Annotated in this window: 15 protein-coding genes and 1 riboswitch; of the genes, 12 read left to right on the top strand and 3 right to left on the bottom strand. The window is 42.9% G+C overall.

Annotated elements, in window-relative coordinates; genetic code table 11:
- Positions 1 to 54: 54 nt before the first annotated feature.
- The 3 genes from P8596_RS13115 to msrA form a co-directional block, all read right to left on the bottom strand.
- Positions 55 to 1,170 (bottom strand): glycosyltransferase family 2 protein, encoded by a 1,116-nt coding sequence (locus tag P8596_RS13115; RefSeq protein WP_279724104.1) that lies wholly within the window; start codon positions 1,168 to 1,170, stop codon positions 55 to 57.
- A gap of 94 nt (positions 1,171 to 1,264) precedes the next feature.
- Positions 1,265 to 1,417, bottom strand: coding sequence for a hypothetical protein (locus P8596_RS13110; RefSeq protein ID WP_224519829.1), 153 nt, complete (start codon positions 1,415 to 1,417; stop codon positions 1,265 to 1,267).
- Between the two features lie 53 nt (positions 1,418 to 1,470).
- Positions 1,471 to 2,001: a peptide-methionine (S)-S-oxide reductase MsrA gene (gene msrA, locus P8596_RS13105; RefSeq protein WP_279724103.1), complete on the bottom strand. Its 531-nt coding sequence runs from the start codon at positions 1,999 to 2,001 to the stop codon at positions 1,471 to 1,473.
- A 219-nt stretch (positions 2,002 to 2,220) separates the two neighbouring features.
- A riboswitch (cobalamin riboswitch) is annotated at positions 2,221 to 2,419 on the top strand.
- Between the two features lie 135 nt (positions 2,420 to 2,554).
- On the opposite strand from msrA, the gene P8596_RS13100 reads away from it, so the two are divergent.
- The 12 genes from P8596_RS13100 (at position 2,555) to proC (ending at position 12,564) form a co-directional block, all read left to right on the top strand.
- Complete coding sequence (locus P8596_RS13100; RefSeq protein ID WP_279724102.1) at positions 2,555 to 3,520, top strand: ABC transporter substrate-binding protein; 966 nt, start codon at positions 2,555 to 2,557, stop codon at positions 3,518 to 3,520.
- A complete protein-coding gene (locus tag P8596_RS13095) occupies positions 3,483 to 4,541 on the top strand; it encodes a FecCD family ABC transporter permease (RefSeq protein WP_224519833.1) in 1,059 nt (352 codons plus the stop codon). The genes P8596_RS13100 and P8596_RS13095 overlap by 38 nt, the downstream gene beginning before the upstream one ends.
- Positions 4,538 to 5,989: an adenosylcobinamide amidohydrolase gene (locus tag P8596_RS13090; protein ID WP_224519835.1), complete on the top strand. Its 1,452-nt coding sequence runs from the start codon at positions 4,538 to 4,540 to the stop codon at positions 5,987 to 5,989. The genes P8596_RS13095 and P8596_RS13090 overlap by 4 nt, the downstream gene beginning before the upstream one ends.
- Positions 5,990 to 6,025: 36 nt before the next feature.
- Entirely contained in the window at positions 6,026 to 6,580 is a 555-nt protein-coding gene (locus tag P8596_RS13085) for a bifunctional adenosylcobinamide kinase/adenosylcobinamide-phosphate guanylyltransferase (protein ID WP_254651618.1), read from the top strand.
- Entirely contained in the window at positions 6,577 to 7,365 is a 789-nt protein-coding gene (gene cobS, locus P8596_RS13080; RefSeq protein ID WP_279724101.1) for an adenosylcobinamide-GDP ribazoletransferase, read from the top strand. Before P8596_RS13085 ends, cobS begins: the two co-directional genes overlap by 4 nt.
- Complete coding sequence (locus tag P8596_RS23905; protein ID WP_481900297.1) at positions 7,323 to 7,952, top strand: histidine phosphatase family protein; 630 nt, start codon at positions 7,323 to 7,325, stop codon at positions 7,950 to 7,952. Before cobS ends, P8596_RS23905 begins: the two co-directional genes overlap by 43 nt.
- Positions 7,904 to 8,332: a bifunctional adenosylcobinamide kinase/adenosylcobinamide-phosphate guanylyltransferase gene (locus P8596_RS13075; protein ID WP_279724100.1), complete on the top strand. Its 429-nt coding sequence runs from the start codon at positions 7,904 to 7,906 to the stop codon at positions 8,330 to 8,332. The genes P8596_RS23905 and P8596_RS13075 overlap by 49 nt, the downstream gene beginning before the upstream one ends.
- Before the next feature lie 14 nt (positions 8,333 to 8,346).
- Entirely contained in the window at positions 8,347 to 8,934 is a 588-nt protein-coding gene (locus P8596_RS13070) for a cob(I)yrinic acid a,c-diamide adenosyltransferase (protein WP_279724099.1), read from the top strand.
- Positions 8,927 to 9,412 (top strand): ECF transporter S component, encoded by a 486-nt coding sequence (locus tag P8596_RS13065; protein ID WP_279724098.1) that lies wholly within the window; start codon positions 8,927 to 8,929, stop codon positions 9,410 to 9,412. The genes P8596_RS13070 and P8596_RS13065 overlap by 8 nt, the downstream gene beginning before the upstream one ends.
- Positions 9,409 to 10,137 carry an ATP-binding protein gene (locus P8596_RS13060; RefSeq protein WP_279724097.1) on the top strand — a complete coding sequence of 243 codons (729 nt, stop codon included), beginning with the start codon at positions 9,409 to 9,411 and terminating at the stop codon, positions 10,135 to 10,137. Before P8596_RS13065 ends, P8596_RS13060 begins: the two co-directional genes overlap by 4 nt.
- A 163-nt stretch (positions 10,138 to 10,300) precedes the next feature.
- Complete coding sequence (locus P8596_RS13055) at positions 10,301 to 11,254, top strand: LCP family protein (protein WP_279724096.1); 954 nt, start codon at positions 10,301 to 10,303, stop codon at positions 11,252 to 11,254.
- A gap of 464 nt (positions 11,255 to 11,718) precedes the next feature.
- Positions 11,719 to 12,564, top strand: coding sequence for a pyrroline-5-carboxylate reductase (gene proC / locus P8596_RS13050; RefSeq protein WP_159362086.1), 846 nt, complete (start codon positions 11,719 to 11,721; stop codon positions 12,562 to 12,564).
- Positions 12,565 to 12,580 lie beyond the last annotated feature (16 nt).

Here is a 12,580-nt window from a genome sequence, read left to right as displayed (position 1 = left end):
TGACTTGGCAGGTGGTGCAGGTTTATATTTATGAAGTGATATTCACTAACAGGATCATTTCATCTTCTCGTTCTTTCCTTTCTCTATATATACATAACGATCTTTCCAAGTGGTCCTTTTCCTGAAAAAGGTATTCAAAAATGAATGAATAAAGGTCGCTAGGAAAAATAGGATGTGAACCGGAAATAATAATGTCTCGAACACGCTGAAATTACCGATCCTTCTCACTAAGAAATAGAAATAACCCCCTAATAGGATGTATTGGATGATAAATAAATAGGGATATTCCCAAATCATTTCCGGTGCGTGAATGACCAGCGTAATAAGCGAAGCCATCCACAAAGAAGAAAGCCCTAGGAGTAGGATGTTTGTCGACTTAGCTCCTGAAGCGAAGCTCTTTGACCACCCGTTGAATACATCACCTATTCCTTCCCCATACATCCTCATGGAAATGGCATTCCTGCCACTTACCGCTTCTACCGATTCCCCGCATTTCTTCGCCCATTGACTCAAGGCAAAATGTTCCACCATTTCCCCTTTGATGGCTTCATGACCTCCGACTCGCTCATAAACGGCCCTCGAACATAAGAAAAATTGCCCGAAACCGCCTGAAGGCGTGCACAACCATGAAAAGAGATGGGTGATACTGGTTGAGGCAAACACCATTAAATGAAACAGCATGGAGAATGTTTCATGAAAGGATTCCATTTTATGAAACGGATGAATGGTCAATACTCCTTGACATTGTTGCATTTTATACGTTTCGCATATCTTTAACAGACCTGCTTGTTCGAGCCAGGTATCACTATCCACAAACAATAGGAATTCTCCTTTAGACTCTTTCGCTCCATTCCAGCATGCCCATGATTTTCCGTTCCATCCATTAGGCAAAGGGGGTGCATCAATTACAATTGCACCCTCGTTTAAGGCAATAGCCTTCGTTTGATCTGTTGATCCATCATTCACAACAATGACTTCCAATGGCTGTATGAACTGCATCCGAATACTGGATAAAAGCCTCTCGATCGTCTTTTCTTCATTTCTTGCAGGAATGATGATGGAACATTTCTTGACCAGATAACTATTCCGTACATGAACGGAATTCTTCACTGTCGGAATTCTCGTAAAAAGGAAAATGGTAAAGCCCAATGCGACAATCCAGAAATACATTTGTTTTCACCTTCTTTGACAAAATTCTGCTGTATCGCCATTCTAACCATAATATTTACCCATGATACGCATAGCGCGTTTTTTAGCTAATGTCTCATTGGGATGGATGGGGATCGACGGTATCTGAGTTATTTGCGTTTTCTTCCTTCTCATCAGGATAAGGGTCAAAGAAATTAACTACTTTTCCCGGTCCAGAGAATCCTATCACTTGTTCTTTATCATCTTTCGCCTTGTCGGATTTCTTCATAAAAAAACTCCTTTCTAGCCATTAGTTTGGCGAAAGAAGTTTTTTTCATGCCACTATTTGTTTTTCCAATGTCCATCTATGAATTCATCGCGCCCTGACTTTGCGCGATCTTGTTTGTATTCCTCCGGATTCGTTTTGTAGAACTTTTGATGATACTCTTCTGCCGGATAAAAGGTTGAGGCAGGAAGGACTTTGGTGACGATCGGCTTCTTGAATCGCCCGCTTCCTTCTATCGTGTTTTTTGAATCCTCAGCCAATTGTTTCTGGTGTTCATTGTGATAGAAGATAGCTGTTCGATACTGTTCACCGCGATCGTGGAATTGACCCCCGTCATCAGTCGGGTCAATCTGAGGCCAGTATAACTCCAATAGCCTTTCATAAGGAAACAGAGCGGGATCATAGGTGATCTGAACCACTTCATAATGGCCGCTGCCACCGGCTTTAATATCCTCATATGAAGGATTCTCAAGATGACCTCCAGAATATCCCGATACGACATCAATAATCCCCGGAAGCTCATCGAACGGCTTTACCATGCACCAAAAACATCCGCCTGCAAAAGTAGCGACTTCTCTATCATTCATTTAGCAAACCTCCTGTACCATATGTACTCCTCTAAAGCAGTAAAGCAATAGCTTGAACAGATTCTACCATGAAAGCTTAAAAGGAACAATCAAAATAGCTTGTCTGCTTCAGCTGTGCCGACTTTACGATTAATCGTTTTCTACAATTTTCAACAAATTCATTAAAATTCATTTCCTAACGGATGGAATTTGTGTATAATTCCTTTGTACGGAACAATTTCATACGTTACGAAATCAGGTGAAGTGTAAGATGTGAATCTTCTTAGCTTCTTAATAGGGAAGTTGGTGTAAATCCAACGCGGTCCCGCCACTGTAAATGGTAGTGAGCTGAACATTTACCACTGTGCAAACAAGCACGGGAAGGTATCAGCAAACTATGACCATGAGCCAGGAGACCTGCCTGATTTTAAGCGCACCAATTCTACGCGGATAGAAAGGTGTAATATGCATGGTTCACTTGAATATAAACCTATATGCATCTTACACAACATCTCTAGTCCACTGGAGATGTTTTTTTGTCTGTCAAAATGTTAATCAACAGGGGGAAAAAGAAATGAAACACACAGTAAAAGCCTTACTTGCATTGTTGGTAGCCATCGGATTCCTGACAGCATGCGGAACGAATGACGGGGAACAAACGAAGAAAAAGGAAACAGCAGAAGTAAACCAAAATGAATCCGGATATCCTTTATCATTGACTGACGCACTTGATAATAAAGTCACCCTGGAAGAACAACCTAAACATATCGTTTCGTTAATTCCCAGTAATACGGAGATTTTATTCGAGCTTGGGCTCAATAAGGAAATCGTCGGAGTGTCAGACTTTGATAACTTCCCGAAAGAAGCCGCCGATAAAGAGAAGATCGGTGGAATGGAGTTTAACGTAGAGAAAATCGTCAGCTTAGAGCCGGACCTGGTCCTGGCCCATGAATCCACAGCAAAGTCAGCAGAAGAAGGTTTGAATCAACTGAAAGATGCAGGGGTGAACGTATTCATCGTTCAAGACGCTAAAAGCTTTGAAGAAGTATATAACACAATTCAGGACATCGGGACACTAGTCGGTAAAAAAGGTCAGGCAGATTCCGTTGTTTCTGAAATGAAATCAGATTTAAAATCCATCCAGGAAAAAGCAAGTGAAGTAACGGAAAAGAAAAGAGTCTATGTGGAAGTTTCCCCTTCCCCTGACATTTATTCAACAGGTAAGAACACGTTCATCGATCAAATGCTATCTATGGTCAATGCTGAAAATGTCATGAGCGATCAGGAAGGCTGGGTACAGGTGAACCAGGAAGCGGTCATCTCGTCTAACCCTGATTCAATCATCACTACATATGGTTATTACAGTGAAAATCCGAAAGAACAGATAATGGGAAGAAAAGGATGGGAAGATGTAACGGCAGTTAAGAATGGGGATGTTCACGATGTCCATTCTGATTTAGTCACACGGACAGGTCCAAGATTGGTTGAAGGAGTAGAGGAAATTGCAAAGTCGATCTATCCAGAGGTATTTGCAGAATAAGATAGGGATCACATACGGATTGGCAGGGCTATTTATACTCACGGCGGTGCTTGCAGGTGTTTCGATCGGTACAATAGCCATTCCACCGATGGATATCCTATACATCGTCGGTTATAAGTGGTTCGGTTTTCAAATGCCTGATACGGTTAATCCCATGTTTGTGAACATCGTCTATACGATCCGGCTTCCAAGAGTATTGTTGGCTTTATTGGTCGGCAGCTCCTTAGCCATTGCCGGAGCTTCTTTTCAAGGGCTGTTACGCAATCCTCTGGCTGATCCCTACACATTGGGAGTGTCATCAGGTGCATCGGTCGGGGCGGTCATCACATTGTTTTTTCATTGGAGCATCCCTTTCATCGGGAAGTTTACGCTTCCCTTTTTCAGTATTGTTTGTTCGATCATCACCGTATTTCTCGTATTATGGTTCGCACAAAAGGTTGAAAGGACCATGAAGGTCGAAACCATTATACTGACAGGAATCATCTTCAGCTCGTTTCTGGGCTCGGTGATTTCCTTGATGATCGCACTCACAGGTGAGGAACTGAGGCAGATCATCGGCTGGCTTCTTGGAAGTGTATCCATGAGAGGGTGGGATTACATTGCGATCATCTTGCCTTTCTTCCTTATTGGGGTGGTGTTGCTCCTACTGAACAGCAAGGAATTGAACGGCATGAGCTTCGGGGAGGAACAGGCCCGTCATATCGGTATCTCGGTTCAAAAAAGGAAGCTGATCATTTTGATTGCCGGAAGCATCCTGACGGGGGCAGCAGTGGCCGTGTCCGGAACGATCGGATTTGTCGGCCTTGTGGTTCCTCATTTTCTACGAAGAATGATCGGACATGATCATAAGCATCTCCTTCCCCTATCAATCCTTGTAGGAGGAGGGTTCCTTGTTCTCGCCGACCTGCTTTCCAGAACGATCATCGCTCCGACCGAACTTCCGATTGGAGTGATCACCGCCTTGATCGGCGCACCGATGTTTGCTTATATTCTTTTAAAGAAAAGGGGTCTTTCATCATGATCGATGTAAACGGGGTGTCAGTAGGATACGGCGATCAAAAGATCGTGGAAGACATGAATTTTCATATTGACAAGGGAGAGTTCTTTGGAATACTTGGCCCAAATGGAAGTGGTAAAACGACGTTACTGAAAGCCATGACGGGTCTCCTTCCTTTAATGGATGGAGTGATTACCTTGAAAGGGAAGCCGCTTCATCAGTTTTCTTCGAGAGAATTGGCTACCCATGTCGCGGTATTGCCCCAGATATCGACTGAAGCATTTTCGTATCAAGTGAGGGAGACGGTGATGCTTGGAAGATATGCTCACCAGAAAGGTTTCTTTAAGGGTACGACCGACCGGGACAAAGAGATGGTGGACAAAGTGATGGAGCAGACGGGAATTTCTGCGTTTCAGAACCGATACCTGCATGAATTGTCAGGTGGTGAGCGACAACGGGTGTTCCTGGCACAGGCTCTAGCCCAGGAACCTCACATCCTCCTTCTGGATGAGCCCACTAATCATCTTGATCTTTCCTACCAGAAGTCCCTATTGGATTTGATTAAAAGTCAAACAGATCAGGGGACATTAACGGTCGTGGCCATTTTTCACGATTTGAATTTAGCTAGCCTATACTGTGACCGTTTACTCTTACTGGACCAGGGCACAACGAAACTTCTCCATCATCCGGAAGAAGTGTTGAAAGAAGAACATATCGAAGAAGTCTATCAAACAAAGGTCCAGAAACAGGCTCATCCTTTGGTGGCCAAACCTCAAATGGTAATCGTGCCTGAAGGATCCCTCACTGAAAACCTGCTATTAGATGAAAGGTATATGACATTGAACGAAGATTGCATCCTTTATTCTGCCCCTTTCCCGTTGAAGTGTATGTCCTCGGGTATTATCGGAGCGGGAATTGGTTGGTACTCTCACTTCATGAACCGACGGGTACCCGTTGATTATGACTGCCGGGATTACAAACAAGATATGAAGGAGTTTCTCATTACGAAAGAACTGGATCCGTCTTTATCTGTCGGTATGATGACGGCTCTCGATTTGTCTAACATGATATGTGAGCGTTTTGAGATGATGGGGAAATCGGTTTTCGTCATCGTGACCGCCGGTGTCGGAAATGCCATGGATGTATCAACGAGCTTTCAATATGATATTGATTCTAAACCGGGTACGATCAATACCTGGGTTTTCATTAATGGGAATTTATCTGATGAGGCCTATATCGAAGCCCTCGTCACTTCCACGGAGGCAAAGGTAAAAGCACTGAATGATATGGAAGTAAGGGACAAAAGAAACGGAAACCTTGCAACCGGAACGCCTACAGACAGCATTCTGATTGCTTCCAGTCAAAAAGGGGAGCTCGAACCATTTGCAGGACCGATCACTCCGATAGGTAAGTTGATCGGCAAAGGAGTATATGAAGTAACAAAAAAAGCCATCCAACGTTATATGGGTTAAAAAGAGGGCTTTCATCGTAAGGAGGCACATTTTCGCATGGGAAGACTTTTTTTTATAACCGGAGGGGTTAGATGCGGGAAAAGTTCCTATGCAGAAAAGCTTGCATCGGAACTGAAAACATCGAATGAGATCTTGATCTATCTTGCGTGTGGAGTGAGTACGGACCGGGAAATGGAAAACAGGATTTTAAAACACCGACTGGATCGCCGATCTTCTCATGAAAAGTGGACGACCATTGAAAGGCCACTGGCTATCGGTGATATCGTCGATACTATACCATCCAATGCCATTGTTCTATTAGATTGTCTCACGACTCTCCTGACAAACGAATTGTTCAATGGGGATATGGAGGGCGGAAGGTATGTAGAGGATAGTATCTATGAATCTGTCATTCAATTAGCAGATAGAGTAAAAGCATTACTTGTTGTAAGTAATGAATTATTTCATGATATTCCACCGAAAACAGACGAAATACTCCAATTCCAAAGGACGCTGGGAAGATTACATAGAAGATTGGTGGAGAAGTCGTATATAGCGATCGATATGATGGTTGGAATCCCGGTTATGAAGAAAGGGATTTCAATGAAATGAGATTAGTAAAGAGTCTACTCCTTAATATACAGTTTTTTACAGTACTTCCAGTACGAAAAGAATTCTCGCTTGGAAAAAGTGAAATGAGATGGATGGTACGCACATTTCCTTTATTGGGTTTATTGATCGGAATGTTTCTCTCAAGTGGTTATGTGTTACTGGCATCCTTTACACCCATGAGCTCATTGGCATTATCATTTTATATTTGGGTGATGCCTATTCTCCTTACCGGTGGAATTCATTTGGACGGTTATATGGATGCAAGCGACGCCTACTTTTCCTACCGGGATCTAAAGAAGCGTTTAGAGATCATGAAAGACCCCCGTATCGGTGCATTTGGTACCCTATCTCTAGTGGTATTGCTCTCCTCCCGCTTTTTATTTATATATGAATCCGTCCGCTATTCTGATACTGCTACGATTTGTTTGGTTCTGCTGTCGATCCCCATTTTCAGCCGTATCGTCATGGGAGTGAGTCTCATTCTTATCCCCGCTGCCCATAAATCCGGTATGGGGTATAGCTTCAGTAAAGATACGAAATGGAACGATGTTTTGTGGATGCTGGCCTCTTTGATAGGGATCGTAGTGGCAGGCGTCCTCCTGAATAGCCTTTTTCTTTATGCTGCCTTCACAATTGTAACGGCCGGATTTTGCCTGTTTGTTCACTCGAAAAGCATAAAGTGGTTTGGAGGCATGACTGGTGACACAGTCGGATCAAGTGTAGAAGGGGTGGAGTCGATTTTATGGATGACTATATGGCTATTGCTTTTATTCGACATGGTTTAACAGATGCAAATGAGAGAGGGAAATACATCGGTTGGTCAAACCCGAGCTTATCACGAAAAGGAATCGATAAGCTTAAACAGATAAAGCGATCCTACAAGCCATATGAGGGATGTTTTTCAAGCGACCTAAACCGATGTTTGGAGACCTCGCATTTTTTGTTTCCTGAAGCCTCTATCATTTCATCTCCTCTGTTAAGAGAATTACATTTTGGAAAATGGGAAGGCTTGACCTACGAGGATTTGAAGGGAAATGAAGAGTATCAGTATTGGTTAACCGATCCCTCTAAATCTCCTCCAGGAGGGGAAGGGATACATCAATTTATAAAACGAGTCGAAGTTGCCTGGGAGCAAATCAAAGGACAAATCGATTCACTTAATGGGGATCGGTACTCAGTCATAACCCATGGTGGAGTCATTCGGCACCTGTTAACTTCTCTATCCCCCAAAAGTGATCATAGATCTTTTTGGGATTGGGAGGTCTTCCACGGAAACGGATACGAATTGGGTTGGAAAACAGAAGAGGATTGGAGGGACCAGAATTGTACTTCATTACGGGAGGTTCCTTTAATGGCAAGGGCCAATGGGTAAGAAAGCATCTTGGTTTGAAGAGAAGCGACACAGAATGGGTCCGGTTATTTACAGAAGGTTTGGAAGAAGTCCATCCATCAAAGCCCATCCTCGTGTTGGAGGGGCTTGAGTATGCCGTTCGATCTGCCCTTTTACGTGGAAACCGTTACGTTAGGAAAGAATTCTTCCAACGGATGGAGGAGTTGAAGAAGTGGGAAGAAGAATATCCAGAACGAAAAGTGATCTGGATCGGATCAGAAATAGGGAAAGGAATTGTACCTATCGATCACATTTCAAGGGAATGGAGAGATGTGACGGGATGGGTTTATCAGGACCTTGCCCAAAAGTCGCATAAGGTATGGCTTGTTTGGTATGGCATGGCTACATCAATAAAAGGGTAAGGGAGGAAATAATAATGCAACTATACACAAGAACAGGAGACAAAGGACAGACAAGTTTAATCGGGGGTAGGGTCGATAAGGACGATATCAGGGTGGAAGCATACGGGACACTAGATGAAGTCAATAGTTTCGTTGGTCAGGCTATTTGTGAATTAAATCATGAGCGCTTTGACGATATCGTAAAGGACTTAGTTACAATTCAGCATGAACTCTTTGACTGCGGGGGAGATTTATCCAATGTCTCAAAAAAGAGAGGGAGCAAGCTTCAAATGGATTCCGTCCTCGCTTTGGAAGAAAAAATAGACGATTTGGTCAGAGAAGCTCCACCTCTTGAAAAATTCATACTGCCGGGTGGTGTAAAAGCTTCTGCGAGTATTCATATTGCACGGACCGTTGCGAGAAGGGCAGAGAGATGCATGGTTACCCTTTCAAAGGCAGACCCCGACTTTCCGGTAGTTTCGTTGCAATACATCAATCGATTATCAGACTACTTCTTTGCTCTGGCACGCGTGATCAATCACAGAAGCAGTGTCAAAGACGTTGAATACCTCCGCAGTGCCAACGTATTCTCTACACGTAAAATTCAGAAACACAATGAGTAGTAGTTTAAAGTCCATTTTGTTACTATCATTGTTTTTGGCTTTTGCTGCCATTGGAGGAATGGTGAAGATTCCGGCGATCATCGGGACCATTGCCCTTGACAGTATGCCGGCATTATTAATCGCTTCTTTATACAATGGAAGGAAGGGAGCGCTGGTGGCAGGGGGAGGACATATACTTTCAAGCCTGTATGCAGGTTTCCCCCTCGGTCCGCTCCATTTTCTCATTGCCGTGGAAATGGCTCTCCTTGTCTGGCTTTTCGGCTATGTATTTTCATGTGGGCATCGTGTATTGGCAGCTGCGCTTTTTCTGGTAGGGAATGGTGTATTGGCAGCTTTGCCCTTTGTTTTTATCCTGAGTCCTTCTTTTTACATCACAATCGTTCCTTCTTTATTAGTAGGGAGCTTCATCAATTTAACAATGGCTCACTTTCTTTATCCTCCTCTAGCTTCCAGATTACCAAGGGGTGAATTAGAATGATTGGAAATCGAGATGCGCTGTCCATCTCCATCACTGATAAAGATGAACTGATCATTGCCTCTGACTGCAGCGGTGGGATCGGACATAAGCCCGATGACGCCGTGCAGGTTGATTCTGAAATGGTGGGATATTTCGGTTTTCGAGTCGCGGTGATGGAATGTTTATCAGCCGGTGCCCGCCTCATGGCCGTTCAATTAATGAACTTCACAGGAGATAGCGAGTGGGAGGGGTATGCCTCGGGAGTGCGGATGGGTTTGAAGGAACTTGATATGGAGGATATTCCCCTGACGGGAAGTTCAGAATCCAATTTCAACCTAAACCAGTCTGCACTCGGTGTAACCTGTATCGGTATGAGAAGGAAGGAGCGGCACTTTCTTCCCAAAAAAGATCTTTCATATGCTCTTATCGGCATTCCTTTAGTGGGGAAAGAAGTATTAGTACACAGATCATCCATAGCCCCATTGAGTCTGTTTCATACATGCAATCACCATCCTTCCATAATCGATATTTTACCTGTAGGTTCAAAAGGTGTGCGTCATGAACTGTCTCTGCTTATTGGGAAACCGTTGAAAAGGGGAGATGTAGACTCCACGCAAGACTTGGATAAATCAAGCGGGCCCGCCACTTCATTTATCATTTCGTACAACAAGGAAGAAGAACAGAATATAAGGAAACTTACCGGTGGACATTTCCAATCTTTGACCTTATTTGACGGGAACAATTAAATACTTTTATAGATATTTGTGGTAAACTATATTCTCGGGGTGGACCGGTATGGAGAAAAGTGTTAGTTTATCCAGTATTCTGTGATTGTCAATTTCAATTGCATAGAGTACTATTTCATATTATCATCGGTTCATCATGAATGTCATAAAAGTAGGTGAAGAAATGGAGTCACGACTAGATCGAAAGACCAAGAGGAAAAAACGTGGTAGAAAAGTGATTTTGGTATTATTAATCCTTATTTTCAGTTTGATCGGTTACGCTGCTTTTCAATTTTACAGTGGTTATAAAATGGCTGGTGAAGACCAGATGCAGGAAGATTATAAATTTAATGGAGTAAAAGATGAAAACGGGAAGGTTAACGTTTTGTTATTGGGAGTCGATAGCAGGGGCGAGAAGAAATCAAGGACAGATACCATGATGCTCGCGCAAATCGATCCAAAAACGAATGAAACCAAACTCGTTTCGTTTATGAGGGATATATATGCTGAAATCCCTGGATATAAAAACTATAAGCTAAATACCGCTTTTTATTTAGGCGGACCGGAATTGCTTCGAAAGACAATCAAGCAGAACTTTGATCTTGATATTCAATACTACATGATTGTTGATTTTAAAGGTTTTGAACAGTCAGTCGACATCCTTGCACCAGAAGGAATTGAAATGGATGTTGAAAAGGCCATGTCAGAAAACATCGGTGTTTCCCTCGAACCTGGTGTCCAAAACCTGAACGGAAAGGAATTACTCGGCTATGCCAGATTCCGTCATGATGAAAATGGTGACTTTGGAAGGGTTGAAAGACAGCAAAAAGTGATTGCGGCCCTTAAAGATGAAGCCTTATCCATCGGAGGCGTAACAAAGCTTCCGAAAATGGCAGGATCCATTCAGCCATATATTCAGACGAATATGAGCAAACTGGATCAAATCTCAATCGCGAAAGATATCCTGCTCAGCAACACCAGTGACATGGACAAGCTAACCTTGCCAGTAGAAGGTTCATATACAAATGGAAGTTATAGCGGAGTGGGATCCGTTCTCGAAATAGACCTCGAAGAAAATATTCAAGCTTTAAAAGACTTCCTGAGTGGAAAAAGCCCAGACGACACTGCAAACGAATAAATCTGAAAATCCCGTTAAGCCTATGATAGCTTAACGGGATTTTTTTGCTTTTAGAATGGACTTGTTGGAACGTGCTCTCCGAACTGCGCTGACAGGGGGCAGGGCCAAAAAATCAATCTACTCCCATTCGTATCCTTAAATTATAAATTCTGATTATACGCTTTCTCAGCCAATCTAGGGCCTTCAGAAGGAATCTGAATAACATAAACGGTAATGATAACGCTTCCACTAGCTATTTCGGCTAATTCCTTACTACTTCCTATAATGCCCTTGATATCATTCCTCAGCATGTTACGATTATTAACGTTGTGAACAAAACACACGCCAATCAAGGTTTTTGGCGACCTGAAACAACTATTATCTTAATTATTTTTTCTTGATTATTACATTAAATGTACAACTAAAAACGAAATACGTGTTTTGAGAAAAACTTACTATAAAATAAGGAACGGGAGCGGATATGATTGTTAAATAATAAAACGATAGCATTTCTTGGTGCAGGTAATATGGCTGAAGCAATGATCTCAGGGACAGTACAGAGTGGCAAGATTCCAGCTGAGCAAATCATTGTTTCGAATCGAAGCAATTATGGAAGACTTCAAGAAATGAAAGCTAAATATGATATCACAGCAATTACGAAAGACGATCTGCCCTTTGATGAAATAGATATTCTCATTCTTGCCATGAAGCCAAAGGATATCGATAAGGCATTAGATTCCATCAATCATCTTGTCAGGAACGATACGGTGATCATGTCGGTACTGGCAGGGATTACGACTTCTCATATGGAAGAACAGTTACCTGGAGGTCAGCCTGTCATCCGTGTCATGCCAAATACGTCAAGTATGCTGAAGGAATCTGCAACGGCTATCAGTGCCGGAAGGTTCACTTCAAGAGAAGATATGGAGAACGCAGAAGAGTTACTATCAAGCATCGGAGAAGTATTCGTCATCGAAGAAAGCCAGATGGACATTTTCACCGGAATTGCCGGGAGCGGTCCAGCTTACTTCTACTATTTAATGGAACATATCGAAAAGACGGGTGCTGAAGCAGGATTAGACCCGAAATTGGCTCGTAAAATCGGAGCTCAAACCATTTTCGGAGCAGCCAAAATGATGCTGGAGCGAGAAGAATCACCAACTCAACTTAGAGAAAATGTAACATCCCCAAACGGTACTACGGCTGCAGGACTTGATGCATTAGCTCAGTTCGGTGGAGGTAAAGCCATCTCAGAAGCTGTTAAGGGAGCAGAAAAGCGTTCGAAAGAAATCAGCTCATCCTTACAGTCTAAAGAATTAGTCACAAGCTAATAACCCAACAAATACC

This window comes from Rossellomorea sp. DA94 (assembly GCF_029834455.1).
Classification (GTDB): domain Bacteria; phylum Bacillota; class Bacilli; order Bacillales; family Bacillaceae_B; genus Rossellomorea; species Rossellomorea vietnamensis.
Note: the sequence above shows the minus strand (reverse complement) of the source record. Positions and strands in the feature narration are given on the sequence as shown.

Excerpts from the sequence above, each read along its gene's own strand:
- P8596_RS23905 (WP_481900297.1), top strand. The coding sequence starts at position 7,323 with ATGGATGACTATATGGCTATTGCTTTTATTCGACATGGTTTAACAGAT.
- P8596_RS13055 (WP_279724096.1), top strand. The coding sequence starts at position 10,301 with ATGGAGTCACGACTAGATCGAAAGACCAAGAGGAAAAAACGTGGTAGA.
- cobS (WP_279724101.1), top strand. The coding sequence starts at position 6,577 with ATGAGATTAGTAAAGAGTCTACTCCTTAATATACAGTTTTTTACAGTA.
- P8596_RS13115 (WP_279724104.1), bottom strand. The coding sequence starts at position 1,170 with ATGTATTTCTGGATTGTCGCATTGGGCTTTACCATTTTCCTTTTTACG.
- P8596_RS13090 (WP_224519835.1), top strand. The coding sequence starts at position 4,538 with ATGATCGATGTAAACGGGGTGTCAGTAGGATACGGCGATCAAAAGATC.
- P8596_RS13070 (WP_279724099.1), top strand. The coding sequence starts at position 8,347 with ATGCAACTATACACAAGAACAGGAGACAAAGGACAGACAAGTTTAATC.
- P8596_RS13085 (WP_254651618.1), top strand. The coding sequence starts at position 6,026 with ATGGGAAGACTTTTTTTTATAACCGGAGGGGTTAGATGCGGGAAAAGT.
- P8596_RS13110 (WP_224519829.1), bottom strand. The coding sequence starts at position 1,417 with ATGAAGAAATCCGACAAGGCGAAAGATGATAAAGAACAAGTGATAGGA.
- P8596_RS13060 (WP_279724097.1), top strand. The coding sequence starts at position 9,409 with ATGATTGGAAATCGAGATGCGCTGTCCATCTCCATCACTGATAAAGAT.
- P8596_RS13100 (WP_279724102.1), top strand. The coding sequence starts at position 2,555 with ATGAAACACACAGTAAAAGCCTTACTTGCATTGTTGGTAGCCATCGGA.
- msrA (WP_279724103.1), bottom strand. The coding sequence starts at position 2,001 with ATGAATGATAGAGAAGTCGCTACTTTTGCAGGCGGATGTTTTTGGTGC.
- P8596_RS13065 (WP_279724098.1), top strand. The coding sequence starts at position 8,927 with ATGAGTAGTAGTTTAAAGTCCATTTTGTTACTATCATTGTTTTTGGCT.